Origin of the sequence: Cedecea sp. NFIX57, assembly GCF_900177785.1 — a bacterium.
GTDB classification, from domain to species: domain Bacteria; phylum Pseudomonadota; class Gammaproteobacteria; order Enterobacterales; family Enterobacteriaceae; genus Cedecea; species Cedecea neteri_C.
Map to the genome: position 1 here is coordinate 51,854 of NZ_FXAS01000009.1, position 23,254 is coordinate 75,107.

General features: G+C 53.1%; 23 protein-coding genes. 5 read left to right on the forward strand and 18 right to left on the reverse strand.

The features are described from left to right. Nucleotides 1-14: 14 nt before the first annotated feature. Both B9Y90_RS09570 and B9Y90_RS09575 read left to right on the forward strand, forming a co-directional pair. Nucleotides 15-401, forward strand: coding sequence for a hypothetical protein (locus B9Y90_RS09570; protein WP_085541087.1), 387 nt, complete (start codon nucleotides 15-17; stop codon nucleotides 399-401). Nucleotides 402-427: 26 nt separating this feature from the next. Continuing rightward, nucleotides 428-748: a hypothetical protein gene (locus tag B9Y90_RS09575; RefSeq protein WP_057058078.1), complete on the forward strand. Its 321-nt coding sequence runs from the start codon at nucleotides 428-430 to the stop codon at nucleotides 746-748. A 145-nt stretch (nucleotides 749-893) separates the two neighbouring features. On the opposite strand, the gene B9Y90_RS09580 is transcribed toward B9Y90_RS09575, so the two are convergent. After that, nucleotides 894-1,319 carry a hypothetical protein gene (locus B9Y90_RS09580; RefSeq protein ID WP_080917259.1) on the reverse strand — a complete coding sequence of 142 codons (426 nt, stop codon included), beginning with the start codon at nucleotides 1,317-1,319 and terminating at the stop codon, nucleotides 894-896. Nucleotides 1,320-2,260: 941 nt separating this feature from the next. On the opposite strand from B9Y90_RS09580, the gene B9Y90_RS09590 reads away from it, so the two are divergent. Next, the gene (locus tag B9Y90_RS09590) at nucleotides 2,261-2,827 is read left to right on the forward strand and encodes a helix-turn-helix domain-containing protein (protein ID WP_080917262.1); all 567 of its coding nucleotides are present in this window, start codon (nucleotides 2,261-2,263) and stop codon (nucleotides 2,825-2,827) included. A gap of 88 nt (nucleotides 2,828-2,915) precedes the next feature. On the opposite strand, the gene B9Y90_RS09595 is transcribed toward B9Y90_RS09590, so the two are convergent. Then, the gene (locus tag B9Y90_RS09595) at nucleotides 2,916-3,491 is read right to left on the reverse strand and encodes a hypothetical protein (RefSeq protein ID WP_016239676.1); all 576 of its coding nucleotides are present in this window, start codon (nucleotides 3,489-3,491) and stop codon (nucleotides 2,916-2,918) included. Continuing rightward, on the reverse strand, nucleotides 3,488-4,957 hold the full coding sequence (locus tag B9Y90_RS09600; protein ID WP_080916715.1) for a tyrosine-type recombinase/integrase: 1,470 nt from the start codon (nucleotides 4,955-4,957) through the stop codon (nucleotides 3,488-3,490). Before B9Y90_RS09600 ends, B9Y90_RS09595 begins: the two co-directional genes overlap by 4 nt. Before the next feature lie 159 nt (nucleotides 4,958-5,116). Between B9Y90_RS09600 and mutS the strand changes: the two genes are divergently transcribed. Continuing rightward, on the forward strand, nucleotides 5,117-7,684 hold the full coding sequence (gene mutS / locus B9Y90_RS09605) for a DNA mismatch repair protein MutS (protein WP_085541088.1): 2,568 nt from the start codon (nucleotides 5,117-5,119) through the stop codon (nucleotides 7,682-7,684). Between the two features lie 68 nt (nucleotides 7,685-7,752). Here mutS and rpoS read toward each other — a convergent pair whose 3' ends face one another. The 12 genes from rpoS to cysD all read right to left on the reverse strand — a co-directional run bounded on the left by rpoS (nucleotide 7,753) and on the right by cysD (nucleotide 17,521). After that, a complete protein-coding gene (rpoS, locus tag B9Y90_RS09610; RefSeq protein WP_008458325.1) occupies nucleotides 7,753-8,745 on the reverse strand; it encodes an RNA polymerase sigma factor RpoS in 993 nt (330 codons plus the stop codon). Nucleotides 8,746-8,801: 56 nt separating this feature from the next. Further along, nucleotides 8,802-9,935, reverse strand: coding sequence for a murein hydrolase activator NlpD (gene nlpD, locus B9Y90_RS09615; RefSeq protein ID WP_085541089.1), 1,134 nt, complete (start codon nucleotides 9,933-9,935; stop codon nucleotides 8,802-8,804). Between the two features lie 130 nt (nucleotides 9,936-10,065). Then, nucleotides 10,066-10,692 carry a protein-L-isoaspartate(D-aspartate) O-methyltransferase gene (locus B9Y90_RS09620; protein ID WP_039287131.1) on the reverse strand — a complete coding sequence of 209 codons (627 nt, stop codon included), beginning with the start codon at nucleotides 10,690-10,692 and terminating at the stop codon, nucleotides 10,066-10,068. Continuing rightward, nucleotides 10,686-11,447, reverse strand: coding sequence for a 5'/3'-nucleotidase SurE (surE, locus tag B9Y90_RS09625; protein ID WP_039287134.1), 762 nt, complete (start codon nucleotides 11,445-11,447; stop codon nucleotides 10,686-10,688). Before surE ends, B9Y90_RS09620 begins: the two co-directional genes overlap by 7 nt. Then, the gene (gene truD, locus B9Y90_RS09630) at nucleotides 11,428-12,474 is read right to left on the reverse strand and encodes a tRNA pseudouridine(13) synthase TruD (RefSeq protein ID WP_085541090.1); all 1,047 of its coding nucleotides are present in this window, start codon (nucleotides 12,472-12,474) and stop codon (nucleotides 11,428-11,430) included. Before truD ends, surE begins: the two co-directional genes overlap by 20 nt. Then, on the reverse strand, nucleotides 12,474-12,953 hold the full coding sequence (gene ispF, locus B9Y90_RS09635) for a 2-C-methyl-D-erythritol 2,4-cyclodiphosphate synthase (protein WP_038479457.1): 480 nt from the start codon (nucleotides 12,951-12,953) through the stop codon (nucleotides 12,474-12,476). The genes truD and ispF overlap by 1 nt, the downstream gene beginning before the upstream one ends. Beyond that, on the reverse strand, nucleotides 12,953-13,663 hold the full coding sequence (gene ispD, locus B9Y90_RS09640) for a 2-C-methyl-D-erythritol 4-phosphate cytidylyltransferase (RefSeq protein WP_085541091.1): 711 nt from the start codon (nucleotides 13,661-13,663) through the stop codon (nucleotides 12,953-12,955). The genes ispF and ispD overlap by 1 nt, the downstream gene beginning before the upstream one ends. A 19-nt stretch (nucleotides 13,664-13,682) precedes the next feature. Further along, entirely contained in the window at nucleotides 13,683-14,009 is a 327-nt protein-coding gene (gene ftsB / locus B9Y90_RS09645; protein ID WP_008458337.1) for a cell division protein FtsB, read from the reverse strand. Nucleotides 14,010-14,194: 185 nt separating this feature from the next. Beyond that, entirely contained in the window at nucleotides 14,195-14,518 is a 324-nt protein-coding gene (locus B9Y90_RS09650) for a DUF3561 family protein (RefSeq protein ID WP_008458338.1), read from the reverse strand. 50 nt (nucleotides 14,519-14,568) lie between these two features. Further along, on the reverse strand, nucleotides 14,569-15,174 hold the full coding sequence (gene cysC, locus B9Y90_RS09655; RefSeq protein ID WP_085541092.1) for an adenylyl-sulfate kinase: 606 nt from the start codon (nucleotides 15,172-15,174) through the stop codon (nucleotides 14,569-14,571). Further along, nucleotides 15,174-16,601, reverse strand: a complete 1,428-nt coding sequence (cysN, locus tag B9Y90_RS09660; RefSeq protein WP_085541093.1) for a sulfate adenylyltransferase subunit CysN — start codon at nucleotides 16,599-16,601, stop codon at nucleotides 15,174-15,176. Before cysN ends, cysC begins: the two co-directional genes overlap by 1 nt. Nucleotides 16,602-16,612: 11 nt before the next feature. Then, entirely contained in the window at nucleotides 16,613-17,521 is a 909-nt protein-coding gene (gene cysD, locus B9Y90_RS09665; protein WP_008458345.1) for a sulfate adenylyltransferase subunit CysD, read from the reverse strand. A 278-nt stretch (nucleotides 17,522-17,799) separates the two neighbouring features. Here cysD and B9Y90_RS09670 point away from each other — a divergent pair, with 278 nt between their 5' ends. Then, nucleotides 17,800-18,840 carry an aminopeptidase gene (locus B9Y90_RS09670; protein ID WP_085541094.1) on the forward strand — a complete coding sequence of 347 codons (1,041 nt, stop codon included), beginning with the start codon at nucleotides 17,800-17,802 and terminating at the stop codon, nucleotides 18,838-18,840. A gap of 31 nt (nucleotides 18,841-18,871) precedes the next feature. Here B9Y90_RS09670 and cysH read toward each other — a convergent pair whose 3' ends face one another. The 3 genes from cysH to cysJ form a co-directional block, all read right to left on the reverse strand. After that, nucleotides 18,872-19,603 (reverse strand): phosphoadenosine phosphosulfate reductase, encoded by a 732-nt coding sequence (gene cysH / locus B9Y90_RS09675; RefSeq protein ID WP_085541095.1) that lies wholly within the window; start codon nucleotides 19,601-19,603, stop codon nucleotides 18,872-18,874. An 81-nt stretch (nucleotides 19,604-19,684) separates the two neighbouring features. Then, on the reverse strand, nucleotides 19,685-21,397 hold the full coding sequence (cysI, locus tag B9Y90_RS09680) for an assimilatory sulfite reductase (NADPH) hemoprotein subunit (RefSeq protein WP_085541096.1): 1,713 nt from the start codon (nucleotides 21,395-21,397) through the stop codon (nucleotides 19,685-19,687). Continuing rightward, entirely contained in the window at nucleotides 21,397-23,202 is a 1,806-nt protein-coding gene (gene cysJ, locus B9Y90_RS09685) for an NADPH-dependent assimilatory sulfite reductase flavoprotein subunit (RefSeq protein ID WP_085541097.1), read from the reverse strand. Before cysJ ends, cysI begins: the two co-directional genes overlap by 1 nt. Between the last annotated feature and the right edge of the window lie 52 nt (nucleotides 23,203-23,254).

A 23,254-nucleotide genomic window follows, 5' to 3' on the forward strand; every position in this document is an offset into this window, starting at 1 on the left:
ATATGAGATAACTTATGAACAGATTCATGATTTCTGTGTTTTTTATTTCTTCTTTCCTTATTTCTGGTTGTTCAATATCAGGCAATCAGCAACTGAAAAAAGAAACATCACAAAGTCTGCAGTCTAAAATCATCAAAAATAAAACAACGAAATCAGAAATCATTACCGCATTAGGTGAGCCCGAAACCAGAACCACACTTGATAGTGGCAATGAGGAATGGATTTATTCGATGGATAACAATCAGTTTGATACCACTACATTCATTCCCGTGATTGGACTGCTGACAGGGGGTTCACAGACGCAGGCCAAAACGCTGGAAATCGAATTTAAAGGCGAAACGGTCAGCAATTGGACGTTCTCTAAAAACAGCAGCAAGATGAAAACCGGTCTTATTCAATAACGTACTCTACAGTCTGGGATTATTTTATGAAAACATATGCATTTACCACACTCATTGCGTCCATTTTTTTGCTGAGTGGCTGTACCGGTGAACCGTCTGAGCAGGATATTTACACTGCGATGAATAAGGTCGTGGAGCAGACGAATGCCATCGTTAAATCCATAGCAGGTAAAGATGTCCCGAAAGACGCACTGCGCGAATTAAAATCAGTCAAAAAGCATGACTGCGTAGAAGTCTCTGATAAAAGCTATAAATGCAATGTGACGGCTATTGTCGATAACGAAAAGCGTACTGCTGCTGTAACCCTTGTCAAAACGGATGATGGCTGGCAGGTCGTTGATAAGTAAACCCACCTTAAAGCCATCACGACAGGCGGGACGCCAACTGGGTGGCTCCTGCCTTTTTAATACTCGCTTACGACCTGCCGGAAACGCCAGCTCCATTTCTCTCCACCATTCAGCATCCCATTCCTTGTACACGCTGCTGCCGCTATCAAAGTCTTTTCCTGATCACTGAGACTGGCGGAGTATAAGCCAGAGAGCCTGCAATGCGTTTCTTTTCATACTGAGCCAGCAAATCAGCATAAATATGCTCTGCTTCGTCCAGATTGCCTGAAATATAATTCACAAGTGAATTCAGGCAATGCAGCAACGTGTCGCTATTTGCAAGCTTCCTGAGCAGCGTTGTGTTCAGAGTCGAAACGACTCCTGTAAACATCTGCATAATATTATCTACGTGATAACATGAATTACGGTACTGCGCCCGTGAATAAAAATACTTCAGATGATACCCTGCGAAGAGAACATAAAGTTTTTTATAAAAGGCATTGTTATTAACGCTGTTGTGATGATGGGTTATAAATTTATCAACAACATGTATAAATTTTTCCTCCTGTGATAAAACATTAATAGCACTCATGATTTCCTCCATTCTTTTGTTTTTATAATTAAGTACTATCATCTTAAAAATTAAAATCAATAGTAAAATTAAAATATTTTATTATTGATATATATTTTACCCCCCCATAAGTAAAAATAGCTTTTACTGTACTATGGTGTGTCTTCCCGACTGTATTACTATTTCATATTTCAATTATCAGAGTTATTTCCCTATTGCTGATAAGAAACCCACAGGAATATTTTTTGAGAGCGTGCTACGCACTGGCTTACGCCCCTACTACCGATAAATGTTAATTATTTTTACCAAACAGTTGAAAAATCGTAATTTTGTCTCCCTGGCAGCGCCGCTGAGTGCCCACAGCACTCACTCGCTGAAGCAGAAAGGATTTTTCCGAAGGGTCCCGGCGTGAGCCGTAGTCAGCAGAAGGGTAAAATCATGTATCTGTGTTCGCTTTCCCGATCAACTCAGACTCCTGATTTTTTTGCGCGAAGCGTATTTATACTTTCAGAAAATACTGTAGTAATGTTCTGAAGCCCAATGGCGCAACATACAGTTGCGCAGGCTTCATTTCAGAAATGATATTATGTAAGAAAAACAACAATAAAAGTATTTTCATCAGGTACACCAAGGCCTTGAGTGTCGATCTAATGTAAAACTGTGGTTTCTTATTTCTTTATCACTCTTTTATCTTGCAGATCAAAATAGGAAATTAATCAATAAAATCATATCATTACGCAAATTCTGCTGTTGTTAATTTCAGCACCAAAAATTATTAATTACATACCAGGTGATGGAGAAATTTAGTACCCCTTGTTTTAAATCTGATAACCCATTACCCCCTACTAAATAATAAACTTAAAATTTAAAAGTAAATATAATTAAAATAATATCACTAACCAAGTTGACAAATGAATTAAACATGCCATATCTGTAATTACAAAAATAAAAAAGGAGCCATTATGTCAATCACAAGTGTTGTATTAACCAAAGAACAGAAATCCATTATTGCAGAAGCATTAGAGGTTATGCCCGAAGATCTGGAAGAGATAAAAATTAAAGCAACCAGCTATAAAAAGACGTCCTTCAGGGACGATTTCTCAATGATCTTTAAAGGTAATATGGCGACACTCGCCAGAATGGATTTGACGCCCACAGCATTTAAAATTGTGCTTTATCTCTTCTCAGCCATTGATTACGGTAATATTATTCCTGATTTTTCACAGTCACGTACTGCTAAAGAGCTTGGACTGAATAAATCAAATGTTTCACGTGCATTCAAAGAGTTATTTGGTAGGAAAATACTTATTCGTGACACCATAGATAATCAGGTATATCTGAATTCAAACTTGTGCGTTAAGGGAATTCCTCGTCGTTTCAATGAAGATCTGATGGATAAATTCAGAAAATCCAGACTGGAGACAGAAGACTTTGCCAATTCTTTTAATTTTTATCGTGCCGGGAGTAAAACAAAGCCGGTTAAAAAATCCAGAAGAAGATATCCTGAAGACGGAATTCCATTTGATTGAAATAATAAACAATGCTGTTGAAAATTTACACTTCCGCAGATAATGATTTCCCAATACAAATTCAACTTTATATTGGGAATAAAACTAATCATAAGATATCATTAAGTATATGACGTTCTTGTTCAACTTCACATGATTTAATCATCCCACTTAGTACTCTAACAAAAACGTCATTCCATTTCTGACGCTCTCTCGAAGTATGCCAGTTCTCAAACAACACTTTTTCAAGAGAGATCCAAATAACTTCTGCGCGAGAGGTATTTAATAGCTCCTTGAATACTTCGTCAGATACAGTAAGAGCATGAGAATAGATTTTATTATCAATAGTCCAGAAAGGCTCTGGCTTGGTAAAATCAGTCAAAGAAGCAAAAGCCAACCCACGGATCTGTGCTGCTTCCATTGTGCTGTTCACTTTATGATGATCCCGCCATGTTCTTAAATCACCTAAAAGATAATTTACTCGTTGATTCCTTGCCTTGCTGTCTTCTGCCTGGTATTGAATATAAGCAGGGCCATTACCAGTCTGGCGATAACGAGCCAATGTTTTGACACTTACACCAAGATAAAGGGCCGAAACTTCAGCACTCAGGGTTGCATCATCTGGCATACTACCAAATAGCCGCCATACTTCGGCGTATTCCCTTAAAGTATCAATAGTACTCATTCCTTATTCTCCTGATTTTCTGGCAATGGTGGGTACTTCGCCGAAGCCAAAAGTGTATTATACAATTCTGGTGACGTCATCAGCATATGTAGCTCAATCAGTTGAAGAGCTTCAAATACCCGCTCTTTATCAGGCTCAGCATATCTTTCAGTAGGGTCTGTGGTATTACGGTGGTTAAGCAATCTTTTCACCACTGCATACGAAGTAAGCCCTTCTGCAACTCGACCAAAGGTTCTTCTTAGATCGTGCATTCCCAGCTTCATTATTCCAGCTTCCTGGCAGATATACTCGCGCAAGCTTTTACTGTCAGAATAATGTCCAACCTTGCTTCGTGATGAACGAGCCGGAAAAACCCATTTGCGTTTATCTGCCCGTATTTCGGTATCGTTGACGATATCTCGTCGGTCTTCCAGAATTCTCTTTGTAGCATCACAGATTGGAAGCTCATGGTCGTTACGATTTTTCGTGTCGTAAAAGCGAATAACCCGGTTTTCGAGATCGACATAGCTTGTCGTTCTGACTTCCTCTTCTGTCAGGGCCTCTCGCCAGCACAGTGTTGCTGTCTCTTCTTTCCTGGCTCCTGTCAAAATGGTCAGCAACAGATAATCACAACCCAAGCGATTAAAACCTCGCTTATTGTGTAATGCACCTAGAAACCGTCCCAAAGTATCTTTGGGGGACAATGGATTTCGTACGCCCTTGGCACGATAGCTATCTTCCAGCTCAGATCGTGTTCTGAACTTCTTCTGTACCTTTAAAATTGAAAAAGGATTATAGGACAACGAAGGTTGTCGTTGCTGGGTCTGAGCATTCCCAGCTTCTATCTCGATTGCGTGTTTTACAGCAACATTGGCCCACCTAAAAGTCTGTTCTGCTGCTGTTCTGGCTCTTGAAGCAATCTCGTCAAACTTCCGAAGGATTTCATTACCAGTAAGATCCTTGATTCGAAGGTTCTGCCATTCTTTTAACCGACTCTCAGCTTTGTCTAACACATTGAGAGTGTTTGGTTTAGCAGGTTTGGTTCTGCCAAGTAAGTGACTCCTGTATTGGGCAAAAGCTTCACTCACAGTCAATTCAGCCAGATCGAGTTCCCTTTTAATCTTGTTGGGATTTCTCTTTGTTGCAATCATTGTCTGAACCAGCTGCCGAGCTGCCTCACGGGCTTGATCGATACTTGGAAAATCAGACACATTTCCAACCTTTACTTTCAAGACAGAGCTTGGCTTCTTACCCTCACTGACATTACGATCTGACGAGGCTACTCTTCGCTGGATTACATAGGTTTTTTTCGTCAAACTGACCTTCACACCGAAACCAACAGGCGAATCTCGATGATCGTCAAAAACTATGTAAGGTTTTTGGTCAGGGTTAGCTTCGAAAACGACTTTTCCAGAGCTACTGAGCTCAGGCTTAACATTGATACTTAACTTATTGATAATAAAAGCCTGATTGAGAGTTGTTTTCAAAGTATCACTACCATTTGTAGCCCAGAGAAGGAGTAAAACCAATCTATCACGTCTTGGGCTACAAGTGAGCTACAAATTTTTGGGTTTATGTGGGTTTAAAAGGGTTTTACCTGGGGCCACATGAGCACTTGAAAGAATTAAAAAACGAGCAAAATCAATATGAATGAGTCTATTGACAAGGATCTATCAGACCACACGCCAATGATGCAGCAGTATCTGCGTCTTAAGTCAGAGCATCGTGACATTCTGCTGTTTTACCGCATGGGTGACTTCTACGAACTGTTCTATGACGACGCAAAACGTGCTTCTCAGCTGCTGGATATCTCCCTGACCAGGCGCGGGGCTTCTGCAGGCGAACCTATTCCGATGGCGGGCGTGCCTCATCACGCGGTGGAAAACTACCTGGCTAAGCTGGTGAATCTCGGCGAGTCCGTGGCTATCTGCGAACAAATTGGGGACCCGGCAACCACCAAAGGGCCGGTTGAGCGTAAAGTCGTTCGCATCGTTACGCCGGGTACCATCAGCGACGAAGCGCTGTTACAGGAGCGTCAGGATAACCTGCTGGCGGCTATCTGGCAGGACAGCAAAGGCTTTGGCTATGCGACCCTCGATATCAGCTCCGGGCGCTTCCGCCTGACCGAGCCGGAAGACCGTGAAACCATGGCCGCCGAGCTTCAGCGTACCAATCCAGCCGAGCTGCTGTATGCGGAAGATTTTGCCGAGATGAGCCTGATTGATGGTCGCCGTGGCCTGCGTCGCCGTCCGCTTTGGGAATTCGAGATTGAAACCGCGCGCCAGCAACTAAATCTGCAGTTTGGCACCCGGGACCTGACCGGTTTTGGCGTCGAGAACGCCCACCATGCGCTATGCGCCGCCGGCTGCCTGTTACAGTACGTCAAAGATACCCAGCGCACTTCTCTGCCGCATATTCGCTCCGTGACCATGGACCGGCAGCAGGACAGCATCATTATGGATGCCGCCACCCGACGTAACCTCGAGATCACCCAGAACCTGTCTGGCGGCGTGGAAAACACGCTGGCCTCGGTGCTGGACTGCACCGTGACGCCAATGGGCAGCCGTATGCTCAAACGCTGGCTGCATATGCCGGTGCGTAACGTTGATGTGCTCACCAAGCGGCAGCAAACTATTGCGGCCCTGCAGGAGCGCACCACAGATATTCAGCCTACGCTACGCCAGGTCGGCGACCTGGAACGTATTCTCGCGCGCCTGGCGCTGCGCACCGCTCGCCCGCGCGATCTGGCTCGTATGCGTTATGCCTTCCAGCAGCTGCCCGCCCTGCGTGAAACCTTGTCGGACGTAAGCACCGACTATGTGCAAACCCTGCGCGAGCAGATGGGCGAATTTGCAGAGCTGCGCGAATTACTCGAGCATGCCGTTATCGAATCGCCGCCGGTGCTGGTGCGTGACGGCGGCGTTATCGCCCCCGGCTATAACGAAGAGTTAGACGAATGGCGCGCCCTGGCCGATGGCGCAACTGACTACCTGGATCGGCTGGAAATCCGCGAGCGCGAACGCCTGGGCCTGGATACGCTGAAAGTTGGATTTAACGCCGTGCACGGCTACTACATCCAGGTCAGCCGCGGCCAAAGCCATCTGGTGCCGATCAACTATGTTCGCCGCCAGACGCTGAAAAACGCCGAGCGCTACATTATTCCTGAGTTGAAAGAGTACGAAGACAAGGTCCTGACCTCTAAAGGCAAAGCGCTGGCGCTGGAGAAACAGCTTTACGATCAGCTGTTTGATTTGCTGCTGCCGCACCTTGAAGCGCTGCAAAAAAGCGCCACCGCACTGGCAGAGCTGGACGTGCTGGTGAACCTGGCCGAGCGCGCTTATACCCTGAACTACACCTGCCCGACGCTGACCGACAAGCCCGGCATTAAGCTGGTCGGTGGCCGCCATCCGGTGGTGGAACAAGTGCTCAGCGAACCGTTTATCGCTAACCCGCTAAACCTTTCCCCTCAGCGCAGAATGCTGATTATTACTGGCCCGAACATGGGCGGTAAAAGTACCTATATGCGCCAGACCGCGTTAATTGCTCTGCTGGCCTATATCGGCAGTTTTGTGCCGGCGCAGCAGGCAGAAATCGGCCCGGTTGACCGCATTTTTACCCGCGTGGGCGCTGCCGACGACCTGGCTTCCGGTCGCTCAACCTTCATGGTGGAGATGACAGAAACCGCCAACATTCTGCACAACGCCACGGAAAATAGTCTGGTGCTGATGGACGAGATTGGCCGCGGCACGTCGACCTATGATGGCCTGTCGCTGGCCTGGGCCTGTGCCGAAAGCCTGGCCAACCGTATTAAGTCACTGACGTTGTTCGCTACCCACTATTTCGAGCTGACCACGCTGCCGGAGAAAATGGAAGGCGTAGCCAACGTTCATCTGGATGCCGTGGAGCATGGAGATACCATCGCCTTTATGCACAGCGTGCAGGACGGCGCAGCCAGCAAAAGTTACGGTCTGGCCGTAGCCGCGCTGGCGGGTGTGCCAAAAGACGTGATCAAACGTGCGCGCCAGAAGCTACGCGAGCTGGAAAGCATTTCCGGCAATGCGGCCGCAAGCCAGGTGGATGGCACACAAATGTCACTGCTGGTTGCGGCAGAAGAGACATCTCCGGCCGTAGAAGCGCTGGAAAATCTCGATCCGGATTCACTTTCTCCACGCCAGGCGCTGGAGTGGATCTATCGGCTGAAGAGTTTGGTGTAGCCGTTACCGAACAGCAGGCATAAAAAAAGCGGTGATTTGCATCACCGCTTTTTTATTTGAAGAGTCGATTATTCGCGGAACAGCGCTTCGAGGTTCAGCCCCTGAGCCTGCAGAATTTCACGCAGGCGGCGAAGGCCTTCAACCTGAATCTGACGAACGCGTTCACGAGTCAGGCCGATTTCACGACCCACATCTTCCAGCGTCGCAGCTTCATAACCCAGCAGACCAAAACGGCGAGCCAGTACTTCACGCTGTTTAGCGTTCAGTTCGAACAGCCACTTCACGATGCTTTGTTTCATGTCATCGTCTTGCGTGGTGTCTTCCGGGCCGTTGTCTTTCTCGTCCGCGAGGATATCCAGCAGCGCTTTCTCAGAGTCACCGCCCAACGGGGTGTCTACCGAGGTAATGCGCTCGTTGAGACGCAGCATACGGCTAACGTCATCAACCGGTTTATCCAGCTGCTCGGCAATCTCTTCGGCACTCGGCTCATGGTCGAGCTTGTGGGAGAGTTCGCGAGCGGTACGCAGGTAAACGTTCAGCTCTTTCACGATATGAATCGGCAGGCGAATCGTACGGGTTTGGTTCATGATTGCCCGTTCGATGGTCTGACGAATCCACCATGTAGCGTACGTTGAGAAACGGAATCCACGTTCTGGATCGAACTTCTCAACCGCACGAATCAGCCCCAGATTGCCCTCTTCAATCAGATCCAGCAGCGCCAGACCACGATTACTGTAACGACGGGCAATTTTTACCACCAGGCGCAGGTTACTTTCGATCATGCGTCGGCGGGAGGCCACATCACCGCGCAGGGCGCGGCGAGCAAAGTAAACTTCTTCTTCGGCTGTTAATAATGGAGAGTAACCGATCTCTCCAAGATAAAGCTGAGTCGCATCTAGTACACGCTGTGTTGCACCCTGTGACAGCAGCTCTTCTTCTGCAAGGTCGTTATCACTGGGTTCCTCTTCTACAAGGGCTTTTTCGTCAAAAGCCTCAACTCCGTTCTCATCATATTCCGCGTCTTCGTTTAACTCGTTAACTTTCAGCGTATTCTGACTCATAAGGTGGCTCCTACCCGTGATCCCTGGGCAATACACTCAATGAATGTTTTGCCGGTTTATCGCTGCGGCAAATAACGCAGCGGGTTTACGGATTTCCCCTTGTAACGAATTTCAAAATGCAATCGTGTAGAACTGGTTCCGGTGCTACCCATGGTAGCTATTTTTTGCCCCGCCTTAACTTCTTCTTGTTCCCGGACCAGCATTGTATCGTTATGGGCGTAGGCACTCAGATAATCATCGTTATGTTTGATGATGATTAGATTACCGTAACCGCGCAGCGCGTTACCGGCATATACCACGCGCCCTGCGGCGGTCGCGATAATGGCCTGTCCTTTACTGCCCGCGATATCGATGCCTTTGTTGCCCCCTTCGGTTGCCGCAAAGTTTTCGATAATCTTACCGTCTGTCGGCCAGCGCCAGGTTGAAATTGGGGAGCTGTTAGACGTACTGCTGACGGTCGGTTCGGTAGAGCTAACCACAGGTGCCGTTACCGGTGCTGTGACGACAGTCGCAGCTGGCTTATTGCCTGGTAACATTTTAGTAGCACTCTGTTCACCTGAATCCTCAGAATACGTAATTGTCGGTTTAGAAGCAACTACCCTGGTTGAGTTTTGTTCAACTGGCGTCGCGACGCCCTGCGCGCGGGCATCGGCGGCGGTCACCGCGTTCCCACCGGTGATTGGCGTGCCGGAGGCGTTGCCGACCTGGAGGGTTTGCCCCACTTCCAGACCGTACGGGGCCGGTACGTTGTTGCGCTGCGCAAGGTCGCGGAAGTCGTTCCCGGTGATCCACGCAATGTAGAACAGCGTATCGCCGCGTTTAACGGTGTAGGTGCTGCCGCCCGCGTAGCTCCCTTTAGGGATGTTGCCGTACTGACGGTTGTAAACAATACGACCATTTTCGGTGTGCACTGGCTCTGAAACGACGGGCTGAGCCTGAGGCTGACGAACCGGTTGAATCTGCGGCTGCTGAACAGATTGGATCTGAGGTTGCTGAATCGGGGCGGACATTGTCGGTGGCTTCGTCACCAGCAGGCTACCGGTTGAAGAGCCTGAAGGATTGCCGTTGCCGCCAACGGAACTGATGGGTGCCTGGGTGTTATTATTGCTTGTACAGCCTGCCAGCCAAAGGCTGGTCAGCGTTAACATCGCCGCCCGGCGTAAAGTGAAAGTTGGGCTTCCCGCGCTCATTTATCCCCCAAAATGATAACAACCAGATATGCATAAAACACTGTAGAAAAGCGGCGTAAACCACGCCAGCTTTTGCTGAATTCGGCTACGTTACGCCGAATCGGCAGCAAGAAAACCGGATATTTCCGGGTTATGCTAATTCGCCGCGCACTAAGGGCACAAAGCGAACAGCTTCTACCGTGTCGATTAAAAATTCATCCCCGTGACGCCGCACGCGCTTCAAAAACTGCCGGTCGTCCCCCACGGGTAAAACAAGAATGCCACCGTCATCCAGCTGCGACAGCAGCGCAGTAGGGATTTCCGGCGGGGCCGCTGTCACAATGATAGCGTTGAACGGCGCTTTTGCCTGCCAGCCCTGCCAGCCATCGCCGTGGCGGGTCGAGATATTGTGTAAATCCAGCTGCTTCAAACGACGTCTGGCGTGCCATTGCAGCCCTTTGATTCGTTCTACGGAGCAAACATGCCCCACAAGATGTGCCAGAATCGCGGTCTGGTAGCCCGAGCCGGTACCAATCTCCAGCACTTTTGACTGGGGCGTCAGTTCCAGTAATTCCGTCATCCTCGCCACCATATACGGCTGAGAGATAGTCTGGCCAGACCCAATAGGTAACGCGGTGTTTTCCCAGGCTTTGTGTTCAAACGCTTCATCGACAAACTTCTCACGCGGCACCTGCGCGATAGCCTCAAGAACCTGTTCATTCTTGATGCCCTGGGCACGTAATTGATCGAGAAGAGTTTGTACGCGTTTGCTTACCATTGCGCCTCAACTCCGGCCTTTTCAAGCCAGTGGCCAACGACTTCATGGGCGCTATGTGCGGTTAAATCGACGTGCAGCGGCGTCACCGAAACATAGCCTTCGTCAACGGCAGCAAAGTCGGTATCCGGCGCAACATCCAGTTTTTCCCCCGGCGGGCCAATCCAGTAAACCGTGTTGCCACGCGGATCTTCCTGCCGAATCACCTGGTCTGCCGGATGACGGCTGCCACAACGGGTCACGCGAATGCCTTTGATTTGGTCCAGCGGTAAATCTGGAACGTTGATGTTCAGAATGCGCCCGGTGCGCAGCGGTTCCCGAGCCAGCGCCCGGAGGATAGAGCAGGTGACCGCCGCAGCGGTTTCATAATGCTGATGGCCATCCAGCGAGACGGCAAGTGCCGGGAGCCCTAAATGACGCCCTTCCGTCGCCGCCGCAACGGTGCCGGAGTAGATAACGTCGTCGCCGAGGTTTGGCCCGGCGTTGATGCCCGACACCACAATATCCGGGCGCGGATGCATCAAGGCATTGACGCCGAGATAGACACAGTCCGTCGGCGTTCCCATTTGAACGGAGATATCCCCGTTGGCGAGGGTAAAGGTTCTTAGCGATGACTCGAGCGTCAGCGAGTTTGATGCGCCGCTGCGGTTTCTGTCCGGCGCCACCACCTGCACCTCGGCAAATTCACGCAACGCCTTCGCCAGCACCTGAATGCCAGGCGCATGGACTCCGTCATCGTTACTCAGCAATATTCGCATAATCACCCGCTGTGTTCATGAGTTCCCTGACAACGCTGGTGGCAAAGCTTCCCGCCGGTAACCAGAAGTTCAGCTCGACGGTAACATCATCCCACCAGTTCCAGCTCAGCCCTTTCGGCTGAACCAGCATCGCACGGCGTGCCGCTTCCACCCGTTCACGCGTCAACAACCCCAGCAGAATCTCTTCTTCCGCCACGGATTGCTGCTCAAAAGCCAGCGCTGCATTTTGCGTTCCCCACTCGCCATCGCCCGGCAGCGAAGCGGTGATCAGCAGTTCGCCGTCATTCACTCGCTGTTGCAGGCCAGGAAGTTCTTCCGGGGTCGCCACAAACCAGCTGCCGCGTCCTGCCAATTGTAGCGCATCGCCATCAACAACTTGATTAAAGTCTGTTTTTTTCAGGCGCTGGCTAACAATCTGATTAAACAACGCGCTGCGGGCCGCCGACAACCAAAAACTGCGTTTATTTCTGTCGCGCAGCGGCGCATTGCTTTCTGCCCAGCGCTTCGCCTGATGCAGGTTATTCCCGCCGATGCCAAAACGCTGACTGCCGAAATAGTTAGGCACGCCCTGCTCCGCGACGGCCTGCAGACGCTGCGCCATCTCGTGGCGATCGCTTACCTCGCGCAGCACGAGGGTAAAGCGGTTTCCCTTCAGCGCGCCTAAGCGCAGCTTGCGGCGGTGGCGAGCAAACTCCAGCACCTGGCAACCTTCGAGCGTAAAAGCGTTCATATCCGGCATCTCTTTGCCCGGCAGGCGAACGCAGAACCACTGTTCGGTCACCGCATGTTTGTCTTTTTGCCCGGCAAAGCTGACTTCGCGCGCATGAACCTTGAGGAATTTCGCCAGCGCATCGGCCACGAAACGCGTATTGCAGCCGCTTTTCAGAATGCGCAGCAGCAGATGTTCGCCGTCACCGTCCGGGCCAAAGCCCAGATCCTCAATCACCACGAAATCTTCCGGGCTGGCCTTGATCACGCCGCTACCCTGCGGCTTGCCGTGCAGCCAGGTCAGGTTCTGCATGTCCATTACTTGCTGGCCTTATGCAGCAGCGCGACGGCTTCGCAGGCGATACCTTCGCCGCGGCCGGTAAAGCCGAGTTTCTCGGTGGTGGTTGCTTTGACGTTGACGTCATCCATATGGCAGCCGAGATCTTCGGCAATGAAGACGCGCATCTGCGGGATGTGCGGAGCCATCTTCGGCGCCTGGGCGATAATCGTCACGTCAACATTACCGAGGGTAAAACCTTTGGCCTGAATCCGGCGCCAGGCTTCACGCAACAGTTCGCGGCTGTCCGCCCCTTTGAAAGCAGGATCGGTGTCCGGGAACAGCTTGCCAATATCCCCCAGCGCAGCCGCACCCAGCAGCGCATCGGTCAGGGCATGCAGAGCAACGTCGCCGTCGGAATGAGCCAGCAGCCCTTTTTCGAACGGAACACGAACGCCGCCAATAATAATCGGGCCTTCGCCGCCAAAAGCATGAACATCAAAACCATGTCCGATACGCATTATACATTCTCCGTTTGGGTTAACCGCGTAAGATAGAAAGCCGCCAGGGCAAGGTCTTCAGGGCGAGTCACCTTGATATTATCCGCCCGGCCGCTAATCAGTTCTGGATGAAAGCCGCAATATTCGAGGGCCGACGCTTCATCGGTAATGGTGGCGCCTTCATCCAGCGCGCGCAGCAGGCAGCTGCGCAAAAGTTCGAGAGGGAAAAGCTGCGGCGTCAGGGCATGCCAGAGATCTTCACGATCAACCGTATGGGCAATCAGCCCTTTGCCGGGTTCGCCCCGCTTCATGGTATCGCGAACCGGGGCCGCCAGAATACCGCCGACTTTGCTGCTGGCGGTAATCGCCAGCAGGTTATCCAGATCGTCCCGGTGCAGGCAGGGGCGTGCGGCATCGTGCACCAGCACCCATTCCGCATCGCCCGCAGCCTGAAGGCCAGCCAGCACAGAATCTGCGCGCTGCTTGCCGCCAGTCACCACGGTGACGCGAGGATGGATTGCCAGCGGCAAAGAGGAAAAACAGGTGTCGTTGGGGCTGAGAGCCACGATCACCTGACCCACACGCGGATGCGCCATCAGGCTGGCCACCGCGTGTTCGAGAATCGTTTTGTCGCCGATGTGTAGGTACTGCTTAGGACATTCCGTTTGCATACGGCTGCCGATACCGGCGGCCGGTACCACGGCAATTACGTCCGGGGAGGAGTCTGCCATGCCTTTCACTTATGCTGAGTTATCGATTATTTTGCCCGGCGTTGGAGGTATTACCGTTGGCTGCGCGTTTGGAGGCATCCGGCACCAGGCGATAGAAAGTCTCCCCCGGCTTGGTCATGCTGAGTTCGTTGCGAGCGCGCTCTTCAATCGCTTCCTGGCCACCGTTGAGGTCGTCAATTTCGGCAAAAAGCTGATCGTTGCGAGATTTTAGTTTGGCATTGGTTGCCTGCTGCGCAGCGACATCTTCGCTGACGCGTGTGTAATCGTGTACGCCGTTTTTTCCGAACCACAGCGAATACTGAAGCCAGACCAGCAAGGCCAGCAACAGCAGCGTTAGTTTACCCATCCTGCCCCCTGAAAAACGGCACAATCATCCCACAACTTTTTCGTCGACTCCACTGCGGTAAGCAACCTTGCCCGCCAAATCGCGCCAGAATTTACCACATAACGCGCATTCATGCGCGATTGCAGCAAGTTTAGCTTAACGTTGCCCATAAATAGTCTGTTACGGTTTGACGCAGTTCGGCACGGCTAGCCCATTAGCCACATAAAGAGCACGCCGAACATCAGCGCCACGGAGAGCAGCGTAGCCACACAGCTGAACAGCAGCTTGCCACGCAAAATGGAGTGCAAGGCAATACCCACCACCACCGCAACCGGCATCAGCGCCAGGAAGAATGGCCAGGTGTAGAGGAAGAAAAAGAGCGTGTTGGGGCCATAGACCAGGAAGGGAATACCTAGCGCCAGCAGCCACGACAAAAAGCCGATAAACGCCCCGGGCAATGACCAGGTGGTTTCCTCGACCGTCGGGCTGGGTTCAGCCTGAGATATAACGATATTCGTGCTGTTGCGCATAACTGATTTCATAACCCTGATGGCCGGAAGCGTTGTGCTTCCGGGCGTCTTCAGCAATTGATGATATCGTCGCGACGTAGCAGGTCTAATATTTGGGCCACTAAATTTGTTACTAATTGTTCGCCGTCTAAGTGAATTTCCGCCTTTAGCGGTGCCTCATACGCCGAATCAATCCCGGTAAAATTCTTCAGTTCCCCAGCCCTGGCCTTCTTGTAAAGCCCTTTAGGATCGCGCGTTTCGCAAATGGCCAGCGGCGTGTCCACAAACACTTCGTAGAAACGCCCTTCTCCGGCGCGCTCGCGCACCATTTGCCTTTCAGCCCGGTGCGGCGAGATAAACGCGCTGAGCACGACCAGGCCCGCATCCACCATCAGGCCAGCCACTTCGCCGACCCGCCGGATGTTCTCTTTGCGATCCTCATCGCTAAAGCCCAAATCGCTGCACAAGCCGTGGCGCACATTGTCACCATCAAGCAAATACGTGCTTACACCAAGTTTATGCAGCTCTTGCTCAAGAGCACCGGCGACGGTCGATTTCCCGGAGCCGGACAGGCCGGTAAACCACAGCACCGCGCCGCGGTGCTTGTGCAAGGCTTCACGTTGCTCACGCGTCACCGGATAAGCATGCCAGACCACATTTTCATCATGGTCGGCCATTATTTGCCTCCCAGCAGGTCACGCGCGCCCCAGTGCGGGAAGTGGCGACGCACCAGGGCGTTAAGCTCAAGCTCAAACGCGCTGTAGGCCGAAGGTTCCTGATAAACCTCTGCCTGCGGCTCGCGCACCATGCCAGCGCCGACGGTCACGTTGCTCAGTCGGTCAATGAAAATCAGCCCACCGGTCACCGGGTTAGCCTGATATTTATCGAGCACCAGCGGCTCATCGAAGGTGAGATCCACCAGCCCAATCCCGTTCAGCGGCAGACTTTCCACCACGCGCTGGGTCAGCGAGTTAATCTCGACCTGATACTGAATATTGTCGACGCGCGCGCGGGTTTTCTTCCCGGCGATTTTGATATCAAAGCTCTGGCCCGGCACCAGCGGCTGTTCCGCCATCCACACGACATCCACTTTCGCGCTCTGCACCGCTGCCAGCGATTCCGTGGCCTCTACCAGCAGGTCGCCCCGGCTGATGTCGATTTCGTCTTTCAGCACCAGAGTGATGGCTTCCCCCGCGCCAGCTTGTTGCAAATCTCCATCAAAAGTCACGATTCGGGCGATGCTGGATTCCACGCCAGACGGCAGCACTTTGACGCGCTGGCCGACATTCACGATGCCCGAGGCGAGCGTGCCCGCATAGCCACGAAAGTCGAGATTAGGGCGGTTCACGTACTGCACCGGGAAGCGCATTGGCTGCTGCTCCACGCCGCGAATAATTTCTACTGTTTCCAGCACTTCGAGCAGCGTCGGGCCGCTGTACCACGGCATCTGGGCGCTGGCGCTGGCGACGTTATCCCCTTCCAGCGCGGAAAGCGGCACAAAACGGATATCCAGGTCCGTCGGCAGCTGCTGGGCGAAGGTCAGGTAATCCTGTTTGATCTGCTCGAAGGTCTGCTCGCTGAACGCCACCAGATCCATTTTGTTGATCGCCACCACCAGGTGTTTGATCCCCAGCAGCGTGGAGATAAAGCTGTGGCGACGGGTTTGATCCAGCACACCTTTGCGGGCGTCGATCAGCAGGATCGCCAGGTCGCAGGTTGATGCCCCGGTCGCCATATTGCGGGTGTACTGTTCGTGCCCCGGCGTGTCGGCAATAATGAATTTGCGCTTCTCGGTGGAAAAATAGCGGTAGGCTACATCGATGGTGATGCCCTGCTCGCGCTCAGCCTGCAGCCCGTCGACCAGCAACGCTAAGTCGAGCTTCTCGCCCTGGGTGCCGTGACGTTTGCTGTCGGTATGCAGCGAGGAGAGCTGATCTTCATAAATCTGGCGCGTGTCGTGCAGCAGGCGGCCAATCAGGGTGCTTTTGCCGTCGTCGACGCTGCCGCAGGTCAAAAAGCGCAGCAGGCTTTTGTGCTGCTGGGCGTGCAGGTAGGCTTCGACGCCGCCTTCATCAGCGATTTGTTGTGCAATAGTGGTGTTCATCTGGCGGCTCCTTAGAAATAACCCTGGCGTTTTTTCAGCTCCATCGAGCCGGCCTGGTCGCGGTCAATCATGCGTCCCTGGCGTTCACTGGTGGTGGAGACCAGCATCTCTTCGATGATCTCCGGCAGCGTCTGCGCGGTGGATTCCACCGCGCCGGTCAGCGGCCAGCAGCCCAGAGTACGGAAGCGCACCATACGTTGTTCAATTACCTCACCCGGCTGCAGATCGATACGATCGTCGTCAATCATCATCAACATACCGTCGCGTTCCAGCACGGGACGCGGTGCCGCCAGATACAGCGGAACGATGTCGATATTTTCCAGGTAGATATACTGCCAGATATCCAGCTCGGTCCAGTTAGACAGCGGGAACACACGAATGCTTTCGCCTTTGTTTATCTGCCCGTTGTAGTTATGCCACAGCTCTGGGCGCTGGTTTTTTGGGTCCCAGCGATGGAAGCGATCGCGGAAAGAGTAAATACGCTCTTTGGCCCGGGATTTCTCTTCATCGCGGCGTGCGCCGCCAAAGGCGGCATCAAAACCGTATTTATTCAGCGCCTGCTTAAGCCCTTCGGTTTTCATGATGTCGGTATGCTTTGCGCTGCCGTGAACGAACGGGTTGATGCCCATCGCCACGCCTTCAGGGTTACGGTGCACAATAAGATCGCAGCCGTAGGCTTTCGCCGTGCGGTCACGAAACTCGTACATTTCGCGGAACTTCCAGCCGGTATCGACGTGCAGCAGCGGGAACGGCAGCGTACCTGGGTAGAAAGCTTTACGGGCCAAATGCAGCATGACCGAAGAGTCTTTCCCAATGGAATACATCATCACCGGATTAGAAAATTCGGCAGCAACCTCGCGGATAATATGGATGCTTTCAGCCTCCAGTTGCCGCAAGTGAGTGAGTCGTTTTTGGTCCATAACCTTCCCTTAAGCAGATGCGCCGCGGCCGTTCATCGCAGCCGCTTGAGATTTAATCTAAGGGGACTATAAGTCTTGGGCTTATTTGTTATGAAATTACGAATTGGAATGACTAGTTCCCGAAAAGAATAACGCCGCGGTAAAGCTAACAACAAAATGTGCTTAACCAGCCGTTTTTTCGCGGGTTTAAGAGCAAATGAAATTGTTTAACCTGGCTCACAGTTTCATACTAACGGCGCTTAAAGCTTCCGACTAATAAAGATGAATAAGGACGTACTATGTTTTCCGCATTGCGCCGCTCGGTGATTTGCCTGGCGCTGGGCGCGTGCTTTAGCTTTCCCGCAGTGGCAAAGGTCACACAGCAGGGCGACATTGCCGACCAGCAAACCCGCCATATCGCAACTTATTTTCCGGGCCGAATGACCGGTAGCCCTGCCGAAATGCTGGCCGCAGACTACATTCAGCAGCAGTTTAAAAGCTGGGGATACCAGAGCGATATTCGCCAGTTTAATACCCGCTATATCTACACCACGAAAGCGGGACACCAGACCTGGCATAACGTCACTACCAGCAGCGTGATTGCCGCCCGGGAAGGTAAACTGCCGCAGCAAATTATTATCATGGCGCATCTGGACACCTATACGCCGCTCAATGATAAAGACGTGGACAACAATCTCGGCGGCCTCACGCTGCAGGGCGTGGACGATAATGCTTCCGGCCTTGGCGTCATGCTGGAGCTGGCCGAGCGCCTGAAAGATATCCCTACCCGCTACGGCGTCCGCTTTATTGCCACCAGTGGAGAAGAAATTGGCGCCCTGGGCGCGAAAAATATTCTGGCCCGCATGAGCAAAGAGGAGCAGGCCAACACGCTGCTGGTGATCAACCTCGACAGCCTGATCGTTGGCGATAAGCTCTATTTCAACAGCGGAGCATCAACGCCTGCGGCCGTGCGCAAACTGACCCGCGATCGCGCGCTGACGCTGGCGCATCGCGCCGGGATTCAGGCCACCAGCAACCCGGGACTGAATGCGAAATACCCGAAAGGCACCGGCTGCTGTGGCGACGCTGAACCGTTCGACAAGGCCGGGATCCCGGTGCTGTCCGTGGAAGCCACCAACTGGGCGCTTGGGGCGAAAGACGGTTATCAGCAGCGCAGTAAAAACAAGGCATTTCCGGACGGCACCAGTTGGCATAACGCCACGCTCGACAACCTTGAGTATCTGGATAAAGCGCTGCCGGGCAGAATTAAGCGACGCAGCCATGACACGGTGCGTATTCTGCTCCCGCTGATGAAAGAGTTGGCGAAGGCCGGGAAGTGATTTTCCCCTCGCCGTAATGGCGAGGGCATACTTATTCGTGCAAACCGCACTCGCGTTTCAGGCCAAAGAAACGCGTCTCTTCTTCTGCCATGCCTGGTTCCCATTTACGGGTGGTGTGGGTATCGCCGACGGACAAATAGCCCTGATCCCAGAGCGGATGGTACTTCAGCCCGTGCTCGGTCAGGTACTGGTACACCGTGCGGTTATCCCAGTCGATGATCGGCAGAATTTTAAAGACGTCACGCTGTACCGCCAGCACCGGCAAATTAGCCCGGCTACCGGATTGCTCACGGCGCAGGCCCGCAAACCAGGTTTGCGCTTCCAGCGTTTTCAGGGCGCGGTTCATCGGCTCAACTTTGTTAATGTCGTTGTAACGCTCAATCCCCTCCACGCCCTGCTCCCACAGCTTACCGTAACGCGCTTCCTGCCAGGCCGGGCTTTCGGTCGCGCGGAACACCTGCAGGTTCAGCTTCAGCTTGTCGGTGAGCTCATCAATAAACTGGTAGGTTTCCGGGAACAGATAGCCGGTATCGGTCAGGATCACCGGGATATCGGGGCGCTGCTGCGTGACCAGATGCAGACATACGGCGGCCTGAATGCCGAAGCTGGACGAGAGCACAAATTCGCCCGGCAGATTTTCCAGCGCCCAGGTCACGCGCTGTTGCGCGCTGAATTTTTCCAGCTGAGCGTTCACTTCGGCGAGCGCCATGACGCGTTCGACCTTAGGAAGGGCGTTCAGCGCGTTAAGATCGAGTACGGACATATATGCCTCACTTAGTGATAAACGACCCTCAACCCGGCCCTCTCCCTGGAAGGGAGAGGGTTAGGGTGAGGGGGTAAAAAACTAGTCCCACAAATCCCTGGCCGGATCGAGCACCGGACGAATAATCCCGGCGCGCACGGTGAAATCACCAAAACCTTCGTCGGCCTCACGCTCTTTCGCCCAACGCCCCACCAGCTCATCAATCGAGCTGAGGATCTCCGGCTCGGTGATGTTTTCGCGGTACATGCGCGGAATACGCGTCCCGATGCGGTTGCCGCCGATGTGCAGGTTGTAGCGTCCTGGGGCTTTTCCCACGAGACCAATTTCGGCCAGCATCGCGCGGCCACAGCCGTTCGGGCAGCCGGTTACACGCATCACAATGTGCTCATCCGGCACCTTGTGTTTATCCATCACCTGCTCAACTTTGGTGACAAACTCAGGCAAGAAACGCTCCGCTTCCGCCATCGCCAGCGGGCAGGTCGGGAACGCCACGCAGGCCATTGAGTTCTCACGCTGCGGCGTGACCGCATTCATTAAGCCGTGTTCGGTTGCCAGTTTCTCAATTTTAGCCTTTTCGCTTTCCGGCACGCCGGCGACGATCAGGTTCTGGTTTGCCGTCAGGCGGAAATCACCTTTGTGGATCTTAGCGATCTCCAGCAGGCCGGTTTTCAGCGGTCGGCCTGGATAATCCAGGATGCGGCCATTTTCGATAAACAGCGTCAGGTGCCATTTGTCGTCGATACCTTTCACCCAGCCAATACGATCGCCGCGGCCGGTAAATTCATAAGCACGGGTTGGCTCAAACTTGATGCCAGCCCGACGCTCAACTTCCGCCTTAAACACGTCGACACCAACGCGCTCAAGGGTGTATTTGGTTTTGGCATTTTTACGATCGGTACGGTTCCCCCAGTCGCGCTGAGTTGTTACCACCGCTTCTGCTACCGCCAGAGTATGCGCCAGCGGGATGTAGCCGAATTCGCTTGCCGTGCGGGCATAGGTATTTTTATTCCCGTGCTCGATGGACAAACCACCGCCAACCAACAGGTTAAAGCCAACCAGCTTGCCGTTTTCCGCAATCGCAATGAAGTTCATGTCGTTGGCGTGCAGATCCACGTCGTTCTGCGGCGGGATCACGACCGTAGTTTTAAACTTACGCGGCAGATAGGTCGGCCCCAGAATGGGCTCTTCATCGGTGGTGGCGACTTTTTCTTTATCCCACCAAATCTCGGCGTAGGCGCGGGTGCGCGGCAGCAGGTGCTCGGAGAGCTTTTTCGCCCATTCGTAGGCTTCCTGATGCAGCTCAGACTCTACCGGGTTAGAGGTACACAGCACGTTGCGGTTCACGTCGTTGGCGGTCGCCAGCGCGTCCAGGCCAACCTCGTGCAGCATTTCATGTGCAGGCTTAACGTTCTTCTTCAGAATGCCGTGGAACTGGAATGTCTGGCGGTTGGTCAGGCGAATGCTGCCGTAGATAGTCTTATCTTCGGCAAATTTATCAATGGCCTGCCACTGCTGGGTGGTGATAATCCCCCCCGGCAGACGACAGCGGAGCATCATCGCGTGGCGTGGCTCCAGCTTCTGCTCAGCGCGTTCGGCGCGAATATCGCGGTCATCCTGCTGATACATGCCGTGGAAGCGGATCAGCAGGAAGTTGTCGCCGTTAAAACCGCCGGTCAGGCCATCCTGCAGATCTTCTTTGATGGTGCCGCGCAGAAAATCGCTGTCGCGCTTCAGGCGTTCGGCGTCGACCAGTTTGCCTTCGACCACCAGAGGGCCAGGGTGTTTTTCGCTCATTAGTAGACATCTCGCTGATAACGGCGCTCAACGCGCAGCTCACTTAAAAATTCATCTGCCGCTTCGGTGTCCATGCCACCGTGGACGGCAACCACTTCCAGTAACGCCTGCTCAACGTCCTTCGCCATACGGTTGGCGTCGCCGCAGACGTAAATGTGGGCACCTTCCTGAATCCAGCGCCACAGTTCCGCGCCTTTTTCGCGCAGTTTGTCTTGTACGTATATTTTATGCTGCTGGTCACGGGACCAGGCTAAATCGATGTTCGTCAGCAGACCGTCTTTGACATAGCGCTGCCATTCCACCTGATACAGGAAATCTTCGGTAAAGTGCGGATTGCCGAAGAACAACCAGTTCTTGCCGCCAGCGCCGTCGTTGTCGCGCTGCTGAATAAAGGCGCGGAACGGGGCAATACCGGTGCCAGGGCCAATCATAATGACCGGGGTTTCCGGGTTGGCCGGTAAGCGGAAGTTATCGTTATGTTCAATGAACACGCGCACTTCGCCATCTTCCTCAAGGCGGTCGGCCAGGAAGCCGGAAGCCCCACCGCTGCGGGCACGGCCTTCGATGTCATAGCGCACCGCACCCACGGTAATGTGAACTTCGGTTTCAGCTTCCGCCTGCGAAGAAGCGATGGAGTAAAGGCGCGGCGTGAGCGGACGCAGCAGGCCAGTCAGTTGCTCAGCCGTCAGCTCTGCCGGGGCATAGCGCGCCATGTCCACAATCGGCGTGGTCTGCGCGTAATGCTGAAGTTTTGCTTTATCGCCCACCAGCTCCAGCAGCGCCGTGTCACGGGTCAACTGGGCGTAGTTTTCAACGATATTGCCGGTGTTGACCGTCAGCTCGAAGTGCCACTGCAGCGCTTCACTCAGCGGCAGCGTTTTGCCGTCGACGGTGACGCTTTCATCGCCTTTCAGCCACAGCAGCTCCGTCAGCTCTTTCACCAGCGCCGGATCGTTCTGATACCAGACGCCAAGTGCATCGCCCGGCTGATAGCGCAGGCCGGAGTCGCCAAGATCGATTTCGATGTGGCGCACGTCTTTATCGGAGTCGCGCCCGGTAATTTTCTGGTTAACCGCAAGCGTGGCGGTCAACGGTGATTCTTTGCTGTAAGGGCTGGTGAAGATTTCGTTGCTCACGCCCGTGGCCGTCGCGGTAGCCTGAGCCGGGGTTTCGGCCGGTACGCGGGATTTCAGCAGTTCAACGATTTTGCTGCGCCATGCCTGGGCCGCAGGCTGGTACTCTACGTCGGTATCAACGCGATCCAACAGGCGCTCGCCGCCTAATTCAGCCAGTTTACTGTCGAAGTCTTTGCCGGACTGGCAGAAGAATTCATACGAGCTGTCGCCCAGGCCAAAGACGGCAAACGCGGTGCCGTCCAGCTTGGGTGCTTTTTTCGAGAACAAGAATTTGTGCAGGGCCACGGCCTCTTCTGGCGGCTCCCCTTCCCCTTGCGTGGAACTGACGACAATCAGCAGCTTTTCCTGGGCAATTTGTTTGAATTTATAGTCGCCCGCGTTCACCAGGTTGACGTTCAGCTTCGCCGCCAGCAGGTCGTCCCGCAGTTGCTCGCTCACGCGGCGCGCGTTGCCGGTCTGCGAAGCGGAAATCAGCGTAATCACCGGTACTTCTGCCGCTGGGGCCGGAACCGCCGCGACAGCACCCGGCTGCTGGTTAATCATTCCCCAGAAATAACCGGATAACCAGGCCAGCTGAGTGGTTGAAAAATCAGTGGTCGCCGCCTGAAGGCGTGCCAGCTGGTCCGGCGTTAGCGGCAGCAAAGCGCTCGGTGGAACCTGAGAAGTCATACGTATTTAGCTTCCAGTAGCAAAGGGCAAAAAAGGGCTTACAGACTGTAAT

Coding starts and splice junctions, on each gene's coding strand:
- B9Y90_RS09570 (WP_085541087.1), top strand. CDS start 15: ATGAACAGATTCATGATTTCTGTGTTTTTTATTTCTTCTTTCCTTATT.
- B9Y90_RS09575 (WP_057058078.1), top strand. CDS start 428: ATGAAAACATATGCATTTACCACACTCATTGCGTCCATTTTTTTGCTG.
- B9Y90_RS09580 (WP_080917259.1), bottom strand. CDS start 1,319: ATGAGTGCTATTAATGTTTTATCACAGGAGGAAAAATTTATACATGTT.
- B9Y90_RS09590 (WP_080917262.1), top strand. CDS start 2,261: ATGTCAATCACAAGTGTTGTATTAACCAAAGAACAGAAATCCATTATT.
- B9Y90_RS09595 (WP_016239676.1), bottom strand. CDS start 3,491: ATGAGTACTATTGATACTTTAAGGGAATACGCCGAAGTATGGCGGCTA.
- mutS (WP_085541088.1), top strand. CDS start 5,117: ATGAATGAGTCTATTGACAAGGATCTATCAGACCACACGCCAATGATG.
- rpoS (WP_008458325.1), bottom strand. CDS start 8,745: ATGAGTCAGAATACGCTGAAAGTTAACGAGTTAAACGAAGACGCGGAA.
- nlpD (WP_085541089.1), bottom strand. CDS start 9,935: ATGAGCGCGGGAAGCCCAACTTTCACTTTACGCCGGGCGGCGATGTTA.
- B9Y90_RS09620 (WP_039287131.1), bottom strand. CDS start 10,692: ATGGTAAGCAAACGCGTACAAACTCTTCTCGATCAATTACGTGCCCAG.
- surE (WP_039287134.1), bottom strand. CDS start 11,447: ATGCGAATATTGCTGAGTAACGATGACGGAGTCCATGCGCCTGGCATT.
- truD (WP_085541090.1), bottom strand. CDS start 12,474: ATGGACATGCAGAACCTGACCTGGCTGCACGGCAAGCCGCAGGGTAGC.
- ispF (WP_038479457.1), bottom strand. CDS start 12,953: ATGCGTATCGGACATGGTTTTGATGTTCATGCTTTTGGCGGCGAAGGC.
- ispD (WP_085541091.1), bottom strand. CDS start 13,663: ATGGCAGACTCCTCCCCGGACGTAATTGCCGTGGTACCGGCCGCCGGT.
- ftsB (WP_008458337.1), bottom strand. CDS start 14,009: ATGGGTAAACTAACGCTGCTGTTGCTGGCCTTGCTGGTCTGGCTTCAG.
- B9Y90_RS09650 (WP_008458338.1), bottom strand. CDS start 14,518: ATGCGCAACAGCACGAATATCGTTATATCTCAGGCTGAACCCAGCCCG.
- cysC (WP_085541092.1), bottom strand. CDS start 15,174: ATGGCCGACCATGATGAAAATGTGGTCTGGCATGCTTATCCGGTGACG.
- cysN (WP_085541093.1), bottom strand. CDS start 16,601: ATGAACACCACTATTGCACAACAAATCGCTGATGAAGGCGGCGTCGAA.
- cysD (WP_008458345.1), bottom strand. CDS start 17,521: ATGGACCAAAAACGACTCACTCACTTGCGGCAACTGGAGGCTGAAAGC.
- B9Y90_RS09670 (WP_085541094.1), top strand. CDS start 17,800: ATGTTTTCCGCATTGCGCCGCTCGGTGATTTGCCTGGCGCTGGGCGCG.
- cysH (WP_085541095.1), bottom strand. CDS start 19,603: ATGTCCGTACTCGATCTTAACGCGCTGAACGCCCTTCCTAAGGTCGAA.
- cysI (WP_085541096.1), bottom strand. CDS start 21,397: ATGAGCGAAAAACACCCTGGCCCTCTGGTGGTCGAAGGCAAACTGGTC.
- cysJ (WP_085541097.1), bottom strand. CDS start 23,202: ATGACTTCTCAGGTTCCACCGAGCGCTTTGCTGCCGCTAACGCCGGAC.